The 12,682-nt window shown below is 62.7% G+C and carries 12 protein-coding genes and 2 pseudogenes; 7 read left to right on the top strand and 7 right to left on the bottom strand.

Going from position 1 to position 12,682, the window contains the following annotated elements:
• Positions 1 to 65: 65 nt before the first annotated feature.
• The 3 genes from ACRANW_RS05990 to ACRANW_RS06000 are packed head-to-tail and all read left to right on the top strand — an operon-like array spanning position 66 to position 2,208.
• A complete protein-coding gene (locus ACRANW_RS05990; protein ID WP_479433619.1) occupies positions 66 to 803 on the top strand; it encodes a Crp/Fnr family transcriptional regulator in 738 nt (245 codons plus the stop codon).
• 17 nt (positions 804 to 820) lie between these two features.
• A complete protein-coding gene (locus tag ACRANW_RS05995) occupies positions 821 to 1,912 on the top strand; it encodes a mechanosensitive ion channel family protein (protein WP_479433620.1) in 1,092 nt (363 codons plus the stop codon).
• Complete coding sequence (locus ACRANW_RS06000) at positions 1,909 to 2,208, top strand: SemiSWEET family sugar transporter (RefSeq protein WP_479433621.1); 300 nt, start codon at positions 1,909 to 1,911, stop codon at positions 2,206 to 2,208. The genes ACRANW_RS05995 and ACRANW_RS06000 overlap by 4 nt, the downstream gene beginning before the upstream one ends.
• Before the next feature lie 70 nt (positions 2,209 to 2,278).
• On the opposite strand, the gene ACRANW_RS06005 is transcribed toward ACRANW_RS06000, so the two are convergent.
• The 6 genes from ACRANW_RS06005 to ACRANW_RS06030 form a co-directional block, all read right to left on the bottom strand.
• Positions 2,279 to 2,647 carry a PRC-barrel domain-containing protein gene (locus ACRANW_RS06005; protein ID WP_479433622.1) on the bottom strand — a complete coding sequence of 123 codons (369 nt, stop codon included), beginning with the start codon at positions 2,645 to 2,647 and terminating at the stop codon, positions 2,279 to 2,281.
• Positions 2,648 to 2,978: 331 nt separating this feature from the next.
• A complete protein-coding gene (locus ACRANW_RS06010) occupies positions 2,979 to 3,107 on the bottom strand; it encodes a hypothetical protein (RefSeq protein WP_479433623.1) in 129 nt (42 codons plus the stop codon).
• 53 nt (positions 3,108 to 3,160) lie between these two features.
• A complete protein-coding gene (locus ACRANW_RS06015; RefSeq protein ID WP_479433624.1) occupies positions 3,161 to 3,730 on the bottom strand; it encodes an NADPH-dependent FMN reductase in 570 nt (189 codons plus the stop codon).
• The gene (locus ACRANW_RS06020; RefSeq protein WP_479433625.1) at positions 3,727 to 5,241 is read right to left on the bottom strand and encodes a glycerol-3-phosphate dehydrogenase; all 1,515 of its coding nucleotides are present in this window, start codon (positions 5,239 to 5,241) and stop codon (positions 3,727 to 3,729) included. The genes ACRANW_RS06015 and ACRANW_RS06020 overlap by 4 nt, the downstream gene beginning before the upstream one ends.
• Complete coding sequence (locus ACRANW_RS06025; RefSeq protein ID WP_479433626.1) at positions 5,241 to 6,332, bottom strand: YeiH family protein; 1,092 nt, start codon at positions 6,330 to 6,332, stop codon at positions 5,241 to 5,243. The genes ACRANW_RS06020 and ACRANW_RS06025 overlap by 1 nt, the downstream gene beginning before the upstream one ends.
• Positions 6,333 to 6,432: 100 nt before the next feature.
• Complete coding sequence (locus tag ACRANW_RS06030; protein WP_479433627.1) at positions 6,433 to 6,759, bottom strand: hypothetical protein; 327 nt, start codon at positions 6,757 to 6,759, stop codon at positions 6,433 to 6,435.
• Positions 6,760 to 7,110: 351 nt separating this feature from the next.
• Between ACRANW_RS06030 and ACRANW_RS06035 the strand changes: the two are divergent.
• The 4 genes and pseudogenes from ACRANW_RS06035 to ACRANW_RS06050 all read left to right on the top strand — a co-directional run.
• Positions 7,111 to 7,761, top strand: a pseudogene (locus ACRANW_RS06035) (TIM-barrel domain-containing protein); the annotation flags it as partial.
• Positions 7,750 to 7,911, top strand: a pseudogene (locus ACRANW_RS06040) (LLM class flavin-dependent oxidoreductase); the annotation flags it as partial. The pseudogenes ACRANW_RS06035 and ACRANW_RS06040, both read left to right, overlap by 12 nt.
• Positions 7,912 to 8,142: 231 nt before the next feature.
• Positions 8,143 to 9,339: an acyl-CoA dehydrogenase family protein gene (locus tag ACRANW_RS06045; RefSeq protein ID WP_479433628.1), complete on the top strand. Its 1,197-nt coding sequence runs from the start codon at positions 8,143 to 8,145 to the stop codon at positions 9,337 to 9,339.
• A 23-nt stretch (positions 9,340 to 9,362) separates the two neighbouring features.
• Complete coding sequence (locus ACRANW_RS06050) at positions 9,363 to 10,493, top strand: acyl-CoA dehydrogenase family protein (protein WP_479433629.1); 1,131 nt, start codon at positions 9,363 to 9,365, stop codon at positions 10,491 to 10,493.
• 228 nt (positions 10,494 to 10,721) lie between these two features.
• Here ACRANW_RS06050 and ACRANW_RS06055 read toward each other — a convergent pair whose 3' ends face one another.
• Positions 10,722 to 12,521, bottom strand: coding sequence for a DEAD/DEAH box helicase (locus ACRANW_RS06055; RefSeq protein WP_479433630.1), 1,800 nt, complete (start codon positions 12,519 to 12,521; stop codon positions 10,722 to 10,724).
• Between the last annotated feature and the right edge of the window lie 161 nt (positions 12,522 to 12,682).

The raw sequence follows: 12,682 nt of genomic DNA on the forward strand, positions 1-12,682 counted from the left end.
GCGTAGTATGCGTTTCCGCTTGAGGCGGCTTTGATCATGCCGTCCTCATGAGGGAGCCGAGATTTATGGCATCATTGACCGCTGCAGGAACCGAGCCGCTGTTCCGTTTGCTCAACAGCTTCATGCCGCTGGGGCAAGGGGATCGTGAAGCGTTGATGATGCTGGAGTCCGGGCCCATGCTGTCGTGCGAAGCGCGCGGCGATATTGCACGCGAGGGTGAAAATCCTTCGGTGGTGCGTCTGCTGGTTTCAGGCTGGGCCTGCCGTTACAAGGATCTGCCCGATGGCCGGCGGCAGATTGTCGGGTTTTTCCTGCCGGGCGATTTTTGCGATCAGAATGTGTACATCCTGAGCCAGCTTGACCATTCAATCGGCGCGCTCACCCATGTCCGGTATTATGAGCTCGCTCCGCAACACATGCAGGACGTTCTGGACCAGCGTCCCAATCTGCTTCGTGCCGCATTGTATCATGAAATGGTAGCCTCGGCGATCCAGCGCGAATGGCTGCTATCGATCGGGCAACGCTCCCCGGTGGAGCGGCTGGCGCATCTGTTCGTCGAACTTTTCTATCGTTTGCAAGCGGTCGGCCTGACGACCGGTTTAAGCTTTGATTTTCCGCTGACGCAGACCCACCTGGCCGATGCCAATGGCGTCAGCCTGGTGCACATCAACCGCACGTTGCAGGAAATGCGGCGCGAAGAATTGATTGAACTTGGCGACCGGCAATTGCGGATCATTGACCTTGATCGGTTGAAACGCGTGTCGATGTTCAATCCCAACTACCTGCATTTCAACCGGACTTGACCGGCTGTGCGGCGGACATGGCGTTGAGCGAGCGGATCGGCGCCATCCTGCCAGATGAAGCCAGCTTGATCGCCATGGTCTGGACGCTCGGCGCGGCGCTGGCGCTGGTGGTGGCGGCGTTGGTTGCCCATCGGCTGTTCATGCTAGTCGCCAGCCGCATAGCCCAGCGCACGCACGCACAGAGCGACGAATTGCTGCTCGACCATCTGGCCAAGCCGCTGCGCTGGATCATGGTTGCGCTGGCGCTGAACGGCCTCGATCAGATTGCCTTGCCCAGTCCAGAGCTCGCCGGCTGGATCGTCAGCGCGACGCGCGTGGTGATGCCTCTGCTGTGGGGAATGTTAGCCATTGCGATGATCCGGTTTGCCAAGCGGTATGTCGACACAACGGCGGATATTGATGTCGAGGACAATCTCGATGCGCGCCGTCGTCGCACGCGGGCCGATATTCTGGCACGCATCGCGGTGGTCATCGTCATCGTCATCAGTGCGGGGCTGATGCTGCTCAGCATCCCGGCGGTGCGCGAAATCGGCGTGGCGCTGGTCGCTTCGGCGGGTCTTGCGGGCCTTGCCGTGGGCGTTGCAGCGCAGCCCCTGCTCAAAAACATTGTGGGCGGCTTCCAGCTGGCTTTCACCGAGCCTGTCCGGATTGACGACGTGATCGTCTATCGCGGCGAATGGGGGCGGATTGAGCAGATCGGTCTGACCTATGTGGTGCTGCGTATCTGGGACCAGCGCCGTCTGGTGATCCCGGTGTCCAAGCTCGTCGAAGAGCCGATCGAGAACTGGACCCGCCAGACCAGCGATCTGCTGGGCACGGTGTTCATCCATGTTGATCATGCCGCCGATATCGAGGCCTTGCGCGAAATTGCGGTGAACGCGGTGCAGGGTCACCGCCTGTGGGACGGGCGGGTCGCGGCGCTGCAGGTCACCGACATGCGTGAACAATCGCTGGAATTGCGGGTTTTGATGAGCGGGCGCAACGGATCGGAATTGTTCGATCTGCGCTGCGATGTGCGCGAGGCGGTGGTGCGCGCTCTGGCAGAACGGCTGCCCGGCTCGCTCAACCGCAACCGTGTGACGCTGGATGCGAAGGATGCACAGGAATGATCGACTGGGTGACTATCATCGGGACGGTCGGCGCCTGCGCGTCGGTTGCCAGTTTCACGCCGCAAGCCTGGAAGATCATTCATGAACGCTCCACGAAAGGGCTTTCGCTGGCGATGTTTGCGCTCACCACGCTCGCCTTTGCGGCGTGGACCACCTTCGGTTTTCTGAAGGGCGAATGGACGCTGGTGATCCCCAATGCGATCTGCCTGTGTTTTGCGCTCTTCATCCTCGCCATGATCGCGCTGCCGCAACGCCAGAAAGAGGATGTCGCCAAAGCGATCGACCCCGAAACGTAACGGTCCCGCCGATAGAGCGAGGCCATTGTCGTCGCACGAGTTTCAGCCCGCTGGTGAGGCGGGGCCATCCTTATCGCATCACTAGGCGAGGCCGTAATGAATAAACCTGCCGGCCATCCTCGTCGCTGTCATCCCACGCGTCATTGTCGGCATAGCGCGGCGCATCTTTCAGCCGCTTCTTATCGAGATCGACTACGTAGCCGCCGTGATCATTGTTGTAGTTAAGCATTTCCCATGGGATCTTATAGTAATTGCAGCCCATACCGAAAAAACCGCCAAACTGCATCACAGCGTATTGCGCCTGGCCGGAACGCTTATCGACCATAAAATTGTCCACAGTGCCAAGCCGCTCACCCGTCATGTTATAGACAGCGGTGCCTTCAACCTCGTTGGACGCAATGAGATCGCGGGATTTCTTGATTTTTATTTTATCAGCCATGTGAGTCTCCTGCTTATGAGGCAATCTATACAATATGGCTTCGTCAACCGCGCAAAACCCACATATGTTAGCAGTCGGACCCGGATGCCACGAAGCGTCTTGGGCATGCGACAGAGGCTTGGGGCCACAATAAGCTTGGCGGTAGCCCCCCTCTTGCCCGCTCCAGTCCCTGCCTTGCCCGGTTTAGGCCGATGTTTCACGTGGAACAGATGCGCCTCTCGATGGGCTCAGGCCTTGCCCGCTTCACGCCGGGCGATCAGGGCGCCGAGATCGTCGATCCGCGCCTGCCACGATTGCCAGATCAATCGCTGCCTCGCAGGCGGCCGCGCGGTCAAGCACCTCCCCGCTTTGCGCGATCAGCGGAAAAGATATGGCCGGGGGAGTGGATGTCCGCCGACGTCGAACCATCGGCAATCATCAGGTCGATGTTTCCGCCGCGCAGTTGGTCGCCGGTAATCACGATGATCCGCCCCGCGGCAACCGCCTTGAGCGCGGCGTCCAGATCGGCACCGCTCAGAGGTCCCGTCCCGCCGCAAAGCTCTTGGCCCCCAGCACCACCTGCCTGCCGACCAGTTCCAACTGTCCTCGCGTGCGTTCATCCAGGCATTCGCCATCGGGCGAAAACAACCCGCGATAGGTGCGGATTGTCGCGCCCATCGGGGTCGGCCAACCGCGCAAGGCATGGGTGATCGCGCGCATCGTCAGCAGCGTGCTCATCGACGCCTGATCGCCGAACGCTGTCGCGATCAACCCGACAGCGCGGCCATCGAGATAGGGACGCTCATCGCGCGACAGGTCTTCGAGGTAATCGAGCGCGTTCTTGACCACGCCAGAGATCGTACCGTGATAGCCGGGGGCCGCGATCAACAAGCCATCTGCCGCGCGCACCGCGGCGACCATCTCCGCCCCTTGCGAAGGATCGTGCAGCGGGCCGAGGTAATGGGGCAGGGCGGTGAGATATTCGCCGCCGAACACCGTGACTTCAGCTCCGCCCTCTGCGGCCGTGGCAGCGGCAAGGCGCAGCGCCTTCTCGGTAGAGGAGCCGGGATTGACCGTGCCGCCAAGGGCTACGATTCGGGTCATGCGGGGATAATCCTTTCAATGAGATAGGCGGCCATATAGTCGCCAAGGCGCGCTGTTTGCGCCTCCGTAAAGTGCAGGCCAAGCTTGGTGCGCCGCCACAAGACATCCGCGGCGGTGCGCGCCCATTCGTGGTCAATAAGATGGTTGACCTCGGCCGCTGTCAGCCCGTGGCCGAAGGCTTCGCCAAGGTCGGCAGATGACGCGGCTGTGCCAAGGAAGGTCGCCGCCGTGGTGCCATAAAGGCGGATCAGGCGGGTGGCCTCGGCCGCATCCAGAAAAGGATAGCGCGCCGCCAGATCGCGGGCGAGGGTGGGCGCATCAAAGCGGCCGAAATCGCCGCCGGGAAGGGGCGCCGTGCCGGTCCAGTCTGCGCCTTCCAGCACCGGGAGCAAGGGGGCAAGCTGGCTGATCGCCTCGGCGGCGAGCTCGCGGTAACTGGTGATCTTTCCACCAAACACCGACAACATCGGCGCGGTGCCGCCTGAGCCGACGTCCAGTTCGAAGCTGTAGCCACGCGTGGCCGCTTCGGGCTTGCCCGACCCATCGTCGATCAGCGGGCGCACCCCGGAATAGGTCCATACTACGTCGGCTGGGGTGACGGCTTTGCGGAAATATCCGGACGCGCCGGCGCACAGATAGGCGATTTCTGCTGTGCTGGCGCGCACATCTTCAAGGCTGCCGTCATGATCGACATCTGTGGTACCGACCAGCGTGAAGTCGCCCTCATAAGGGATCGCGAAGAAAATGCGCCCGTCGGGCAGCTGAAAGAAATAGGCATAATCGTGGTCGAACAATTTGCGCACCACGATGTGCGATCCGCGCACCAGCCGCATACGCTGTGCGGAAGGCTCGCCCGCACGAAGCAGCAGATCGAGCACGCGCGGGCCAGCGGCGTTGACCACGGCGCGGGCGCAAAAGGTCTCGCCCCCGGCTGTGATGCGCCAGTGATTGTCTTCGCGGGCGAGCGCCGTGACCTCGCAACGGGTGCGCACTTCGGCGCCGTGGTCGGCAGCATCGCGGGCGTTGAGAACCACCAACCGCGCATCATCGACCCAGCCATCCGAATAGGCAAAGGCGCGGGTGTAATCAGGCTTCAGCGGCGCACCCGCCGGATGGCGCGTCAGGTCCACGCTTTTGGCCGACGGCAGATATTTGCGCCCGCCGATGTGGTCATACAGGAACAGGCCCAGCCGTAGCAGCCAGCGCGGACGCAGGCCGGGGCGATGGGGGAGGATGAAACGCAGCGGCCAGATGATGTGCGGTGCGATCCCCCACAGAACCTCCCGCTCGGTCAGCGCCTCGCGCACAAGCGAAAATTCGTAATGCTCCAGATAGCGCAGGCCACCGTGGATCAGCTTGGTGGAGTTGGATGAAGTGCCCTCTGCCAGATCGCCGCGTTCCAGCAGCAGCACCTTGGCGCCGCGCCCGGCGGCATCACGCGCAATGCCTGCGCCGTTCACGCCGCCGCCGATGACCGCAAGGTCAAACAGGGCTGTCGCAGGTTCGGGCATCAGATCATCCACCATGCAAAGCTAAGCGCCATTGCCAGCGAAGCAATGGTTGCCGCCAGCACCGGCATCAACGACCGCCAGCCGAGCCCCAGCAACAGATCGGTGCGCGTGCGCATGGCTGTGGCGGTCACGGCCAGCAGCAGCAAGGCCTTTGACACCGTCAGCGCATGGCCGGCGACTTCGGTGGGAAGGCTGACCACCGAATTCGCGGCCACCAACGCCAGAAACGCCAGAATGAAGCCCGGCAGCAGAGGGACGCGCGCCCTTCCGCTCCCTTCGGGCAGCGGCTCGGCCTTGGCGATCCACAGCGCGGCAAGTGTCACCAGCGGGGCCAGCAGCGCGACGCGGGTGAGCTTCACCACGGTCGCCTGCGCGCCCGCGGCGTCCGACACGGCAAATCCGGCGCCAATCGCCTGCGCGACATCATGGATCGACGCGCCCGTCACAAATCCGGCCTGCGCATCGGAGAAGGCAAGCATCTTCGCCAGCATCGGATAGGTGACGAGCGCGATGGCGCTGGCCGTAGCAAGTATCACCAGTGTCAGCGTAAACAGCGCCTGATCGATCCGCTCACGCCCGATCACACCATACAGCGCCAGCGCAGCCGAAGCGCCGCAGATCGCTGTGGCTCCGCCACCCAGCAGACCGATCGCCGTGCTTTGCCCCGTCAGCCGCGCTGCGACGTGGGCGGCGATCAGTGCCGCCGCCATGACAAGCGCGAGGCCGATGAACGGCACGGCCCCCATCGCCATGACCTGCATGGCGGTAACCTGAAAGCCAAGCAGTACGATCCCGGCGCGCAGGCCATGGCGCGACACCCAGTCGAGCCCATCATGCGTGCGCGGATCGGTGGCCGCAAAGTTGAGTGCAAGGCCCAGCAAAAGCCCGGCCAGAACGATCGGCACCCCGTAATTCTGGCTCAGCCACGCAGCAGCGGCACCCGCGATGGCGCAGATTGCAAGGCCGGGCACGTAACGCGATAGCGGCTTGCGGGTGCGCGGCTTGGCCTCCGCAGCGGTGTCGGCCAGCATGATCTCGCCAAACAGATCACCAGCGAAAGATTCGAAATCGGGGGTGGTCCCTCGCTTCATGCCGGTGCAGCCTTGCCCATTATGCGCGCTGCAAACGTCCTGTTGCCGCGCTTGTGTCTTGTGAGGTCATGGCCTGAAGCCCTGCAATTCGCCACTGCAATCACAAAGGGGCGCTCAACCCTGCAGCAAACCTACGTCTTTCGGACCGCGAATATCCGGCAGCAGCCATTGGAACCATGCCAAGGCAACCCACGCTCAGTGCTTGCGCCGGGATCGCGAAGGGAATCGCAATCGTTCCTGAGCCTGCCTGCATCGAGCGGTTTACTCCCAAGCGGTCCACCAGCCAGCCGGTGAACTGGAACGCCAAGACGGCCGAGAATTGCGTCACTGCGGCCAGATCGTTAAAGTCGCTGTCGCTCCACCCGACGTCGGCCGTCATGTCGGGCCTGGGGATCGCGGTGTTGGGCCGGTCCATGGCGTTAAACACGCCTGCGATGCACAGCACCGTAAACAGCGATTAGCGCAAACGAGACGACAGGATCGAAAGAGACTGGCCATCATCGGCGCCTCATCAGCAAAATACGGACCGGCACAAGGCTTGGCGGTCGTGAGAAGGGTCGCCGCATCGCTTAGATCCTTGGTGTCGTTCGCGCCTATGGTGTAGCCGAAATCCGGCGGCAGCTACGGGTGCGTGCCGTTCTGCGGGTTGGGCGCGTCCATCAGCGGGGTGGGGTTGAAATCCTTGACCCATGCAGCGGCATTGGCGGCGCTAGCGCAGATGCCAGCACAAAAGTGGCGCTGACACTTGCACCGGACGCATCGCAGATCACGATAACGGCGATGGCCGGTGCGCTGGGCCGAAGTAGACGCGCGGGCTGTTGCGTATCGTGGGCGCACGGGCGATGTGCTTCGGTTCATGCGCGCAGGCCATACAGGCGTGCAAGGCGCACTCTCCGCCGCTGTGGCCAGGCGACCAGTCGGTCGATTTCAGCCGCCATGATGGCATCGGCACCGTCAGGACCGCCGCGCTGTCATCGGGCCTGGTCGGCAACGCCTTCAGCCATTCCGATATCGGCGGCTATACCAGCCTGTTCGGCAATGCGCGCACGTCCGAACTGATGCTCCGCTGGTACGAGCTGGGCGCCTTCAGCCCGGTGATGCGCACGCATGAAGCCAATCGGCCGGATGACAACCTCCAGATCGACAGCAATGCGGAACTTATCGAAGGGTTCGTCCGCTGGCGCCGCGTTCACGCCGCGCAGGTCACCGGCCTTCCGGCGCAGCGGACGCTGTTCCTGCACCATCCCGAAGACCGCGAACCCTTCACCATACAAGATCAGTTCCTCTATGGTGCGGACATGATGGTGGCACCGGTGCTCGAAGCGGGGGCGGAAATGCGCAAGGTTTATCTGCCAAAAGACGTATGGCGACACCTTTGGTGCGGGCAGATTATGCCCCCGGCTGGCACGATGCGCCTGCGCCGATCGGCGCGCGGGATCAGGTGCTGGCCAAGCTGCGCGCCTATCAGGCCGAAGGCATCGAGGCCTTCATCCAGTCCGGCTACCCCCATGCGCAAGAAGCCGATCTGTTCGCCCGCCATGTGCTGCCGCATATCCTGCACGGCCGGCTTGAATTGTGAGGTGTCCAGAGCGGGGCAGAATCGATTCCTGACCCCGCCAGGCTGCGCTATACCCCCGCTAGACCCTTTCTTGACCGGGCCTTGCCGATGTTTCACGTGAAACCTTCCCTTACTGCACGGCGGGTTCGCGCAACGGCTTGGCCACGAGGGGGCAATTGCCTCTTTTCCGCGTCCGCTCGCCGTGACAAGACGTAACTCAAGGCAGAAATCCACAAGCGGAGAGATGAGCTCATGAACCTCGAATTCACCCCCGAAGAACAGGCCTTCCGGAACGAAGTGCGCACCTTCATTGCTGAAAACCACCCCACCGAACTGGGTGATTTCGGGATGCGCGAGGACATGACTCGCGAAGAAATGGTCGCCTGGCACAAGGTTCTGGGCACGAAGGGCTGGTCTGTTCCTGCATGGCCGGTCGAATATGGCGGCACTGGCTGGACCCCGACGCAGCGCTATATCTGGTCGGAAGAAAACGCCCGCGCCAACACCTTCATGCCGTTGCCCTTCGGCGTATCGATGGTCGGCCCGGTGATCTACACCTTCGGCAACGAAGAGCAAAAAGCCCGTCACCTGCCCGGCATCCGCAGCGGCGAAGTGTGGTGGTGTCAGGGTTACTCGGAACCCGGCGCAGGCTCCGACCTTGCCAGCCTCAAGACCACCGCCGTGCGCGATGGCGACCATTATGTGATCAACGGCCAGAAGACCTGGACCACGCTGGCCCAGCACGCCGATTGGGGCTTCTTTTTGTGCCGCACCGATTCCACCGTGAAGGCGCAGGAAGGCATCAGCTTCATCCTGATTGACATGAAAACGCCCGGTGTCGAAGTGAAGCCGATCAAGCTGCTTGATGGCGGGTACGAGGTCAACGAGACCTGGCTCACGGACGTGCGCGTGCCGGTTGAAAACCTTGTCGGTGTCGAAAACAAGGGTTGGACCTATGCCAAGTTCCTGCTGGCCTATGAACGCAGCGGTATCGCAGGCGTTGCCCGGTCCAAGCGCGGCGTTGAAAAGCTGCGCGAAATCGCCGCAAACGAGACGCTGGACGGCGCACCGCTGATTAAAGACTTCGATTTCGCCAAGAAGGTCAGCCAGCTCGAAATCGATCTTGCCGCGCTGGAAATCACCGAACTGCGTACGCTGGCAGGCGAGCAGGCGGGCAAGGGTCCGGGGCCGGAAAGCTCGATCCTCAAGATCAAGGGCACTGAAATCCAGCAACGTCTGACTGAATTGACGCTGGAGGCGGTCGGCACCTACAGCGCGCCCTATTATGGCAGCATTGCCAATGACACCGGCAGCAACGAATATGCCGTCGGTCCGGCGCACGCGCAGCACGCGGCGGCAACCTATTTCAATATGCGCAAGACGTCGATCTATGGGGGGTCTAATGAGATTCAGCGCAACATCATCACCAAGATGATCCTCGGCCTGTAAAGGCAGCGGACGGGAGAGAAGACGTGGATTTCAATTTCACCGAAGAGCAGGACATGGTCCGCGACGGCCTGTCACGGCTGGTTCGCGAACAATACGACTGGGAAACGCGGCGCAAGGCCATCGCCACGGCCGAAGGCTGGCGGCCCGAAGTCTGGGCACAGCTGGCGGAGCTCGGCATTCTCGGCATGCCGTTTTCCGAGGCCGATGGCGGCTTTGGCGGCGGCGCGATTGATGCGATGGTCATCATGGAAGAATTCGGCAAAGGCCTTGTGGTCGAGCCGTTTGTTCCGACCGTAGTGTGTGCGGGCGGCTTCCTGAAGCACGGCGGCAGCGCAGCGCAGAAGGAAGAGCATATCGGCGGAATCGTCGCGGGCAGTGCTGTCTTCGCCTTCGCCTATGCCGAACCGCGGGGCCGCTTTGACTACGCCGATCTCGAAACCACGGCCAAGAAGGACGGCAGCGGTTATGTGATCAACGGCCACAAGGCGGTCGTGATCGGCGCGCCTTGGGCCAGCCACCTGATCGTCACCGCCCGCACAGGCGGTGAGCGGCGGGATCGCAGCGGCGTGTCAGTGTTCGTGGTGGCCAAGGACGCGGCGGGCATCACCACCCGCGATTATGTGACGGTCGATGGCCGCCGCGCTTCGGAAGTCTATTTCGAAAACGTTGCTGTCCCGGCTGACGCGCTGATTGGCGCGGAAGGCGAAGGGCTGGCGCTGATCGAACTGGTCACCGACGAAGCCATCGCAGCGCTGTGCGCCGAGGCCTGCGGGGCGATGAAGGTCGCGCACGCCATGACGGTTGAATATTCGCGTCAGCGCAAGCAGTTCGGCGTGCCGATTGGTAGCTTCCAGGTGCTCCAGCACCGCATGGTCGATATGTACACCGCCTACGAAACCGCTGTGTCACTGACCTATCTGGCGACGCTGCGGCTCGGCTCGGACGAGGTGGAGCGCAAGCGCGCTGTGTCGGCAGCGAAGGTCGGCATCGGGCAATCGGCCCGTCTGATCGGGCAGGAAGCCGTGCAGATCCACGGCGGCAACGGCGTGACCGATGAATATGCCATCGGCCACTACTTCAAGCGCCTGACAATCTTCGAAAGCGAATTCGGCAATGCCGATCACCACATGAAGCGCCACGTCGCGCTGAGCTGAGACATCCGATCTCCCATGCACGAGGCCCCGCTCTTGGTCATCCGAGAGCGGGGCCTTTGCATATCCGTTGTAACCGCCGGCGAATCGGGTGCGAACACGGAGCCGTGGAAGCTAACGAAAACCCGCTTGCCCGGCTGATGGTGCTCTCGCAGGTGGGCGCCATTACGTGCAATCGCATTGGTCAAGATCGCAGGGCTCAGCATTGCTGAAGCCGCCGCCGCAAGCGGACTAGTCGCGGGGTTTGGGCTTGCCCTTGAACTTGCCCTGAGATTGGCCGCCAGCCTTGGCGAAACTCTTAGGCTTGGCGAACCCGCCACCACCGCCAGCACCCGGACCGCTGGGCTTGGGCTTGAATGTGCGCTGCGGGCCTGCGCCGTTGGACTTCCCGCGCTTAGCGTTTTCGCGAGCCGCCATGCGCGGCGGTTCGTTCGACTGTTCGATCGCAATGTAGCCGCCGTTTTCTTCGCTCCCGGCAGTGGCCGCGACCGCTTCGGCAAACTTGCCCGCAATGGCCCGGGGGATCTGGAAATAGGTTTCGCCCTGGGCAATGCGGATCGCACCAATTTCATTGCGGGTAATATGCCCGCGGCGACAGATCAGCGGCATGATCCAGCGCGGATCGGCGTTCTGGCGGCGGCCAATATCCATCCGGAACCACACTGTATCCTCAAACCCTTCGCGGTGACGGTCCTTCTGCGCAAGCCGCTGAGCATCGACCGACTGGGCGAGCAGCTCTTCCGGCTCGGGCATCGAGGCGCGATGCGCCTGCACCAGCATCGCGGCGATTTCCTGGGGTGAGCGGGTTTCGAGCAGCTTGTCAGCCAGTTCGCGGTCACCCTCGGTCACTTCAACCGGCTGCATCAGCTTGTCGAACAGTCGCACACGGTCCTGCGCAACGATATCTTCGCGGCTGGGTGCGTTGATCCATTCAGCGTTGATCTTGGCAGCGCGCAGCATCGATTCCACCCGCTTGCGGCGCGGGTAAGGTACGATGATGACGGCAATGCCCTTTTTCCCTGCGCGCCCGGTGCGGCCCGAACGGTGCTGGAGGGTTTCGGCATCACGCGGGATTTCCACGTGAACCACAAGGCTCAAGCTGGGCAAATCGATCCCGCGCGCAGCCACATCGGTGGCCACGCACACCCGTGCGCGGCGATCGCGCAGGGCTTGCAATGCCTGGTTGCGTTCCTGTTGCGAATGTTCGCCTGAAAGCGCCACGACCCCGAAGCCGCGTTCCTGCAAGGTGGCATGAAGGTGGCGCACATTGTCACGCGTGGCGCAGAACAGAATTGCGGTTTCCGCTTCGTGGAAACGCAGCAGATTGATGACCGCATTCTCGATTTCCGGAGGCGATACGGTGACGGCCTGATAGGCAATGTCGCCATGTCCGCGTTCGCTGCCGCCGGTTTGGATGCGCAGCGCATCGCGCTGATAGCGGCGGGCGAGCGCTTCGATCGGGCGCGGCATGGTGGCCGAGAACATCAGCACGCGGCGGCTTTCCGGCGTCGCGTCGAGGATTTCCTCAAGCTCTTCGCGAAAGCCCATGTCGAGCATTTCGTCCGCTTCATCGAGCACAACCGCGGCCAGCGCCGACAGGTCGAGCGCGCCGCGTTCCAGGTGATCGCGCAGGCGGCCCGGGGTCCCGACCACGATGGTCGCGCCGCCCGCCAGTGCGCGGCGTTCAACCTGCGGGTTCATGCCGCCGACGCAGGTGGCGATGCGTGCGCCTGCCGACTTGTACAGCCAGTCGAGTTCGCGGGCGACCTGTAGGGCCAACTCGCGGGTCGGGGCGATGACCAGCGCCAACGGCCCTGTGGCACGGACCACGCGGCCATCCTCACCCAGCACCTGATCGGCAAAGGCGAGACCGAAGGCGACTGTCTTGCCGGAACCCGTCTGCGCCGAGACGACCAGATCGCGGCCGTGGGCTTCGGGTTCAAGCACGGCGGACTGCACCGGGGTCAGCGTTTCATAGCCGCGCGTGGTCAAAGCCTCGGCGAGGCCGGCGGCTATTTGGGGAAATGACATGGAAAGAAGGCTTTCAGGCAAGAGCGCCGCCAGGTGTGGCAGGCGGGGAGGCAAAGGGGACGTCGGACGCACGGATCAGGCCGAAAGGCCGCCTCGCGCAGAGCATCGATATTGTCCCATACACAGTTTTGGGGTGTTTGGCTTGCGTTTAAATTGCGCAA

Source organism: Erythrobacter sp. 'gip.4 top 5' (genome assembly GCF_056495765.1).

What these genes read in the sequence shown, in the direction of transcription:
- ACRANW_RS05990 (WP_479433619.1), top strand. Translation starts at nt 66, where the DNA reads ATGGCATCATTGACCGCTGCAGGAACCGAGCCGCTGTTCCGTTTGCTC.
- ACRANW_RS05995 (WP_479433620.1), top strand. Translation starts at nt 821, where the DNA reads ATGGCGTTGAGCGAGCGGATCGGCGCCATCCTGCCAGATGAAGCCAGC.
- ACRANW_RS06000 (WP_479433621.1), top strand. Translation starts at nt 1,909, where the DNA reads ATGATCGACTGGGTGACTATCATCGGGACGGTCGGCGCCTGCGCGTCG.
- ACRANW_RS06005 (WP_479433622.1), bottom strand. Translation starts at nt 2,647, where the DNA reads ATGGCTGATAAAATAAAAATCAAGAAATCCCGCGATCTCATTGCGTCC.
- ACRANW_RS06015 (WP_479433624.1), bottom strand. Translation starts at nt 3,730, where the DNA reads ATGACCCGAATCGTAGCCCTTGGCGGCACGGTCAATCCCGGCTCCTCT.
- ACRANW_RS06020 (WP_479433625.1), bottom strand. Translation starts at nt 5,241, where the DNA reads ATGCCCGAACCTGCGACAGCCCTGTTTGACCTTGCGGTCATCGGCGGC.
- ACRANW_RS06025 (WP_479433626.1), bottom strand. Translation starts at nt 6,332, where the DNA reads ATGAAGCGAGGGACCACCCCCGATTTCGAATCTTTCGCTGGTGATCTG.
- ACRANW_RS06045 (WP_479433628.1), top strand. Translation starts at nt 8,143, where the DNA reads ATGAACCTCGAATTCACCCCCGAAGAACAGGCCTTCCGGAACGAAGTG.
- ACRANW_RS06055 (WP_479433630.1), bottom strand. Translation starts at nt 12,521, where the DNA reads ATGTCATTTCCCCAAATAGCCGCCGGCCTCGCCGAGGCTTTGACCACG.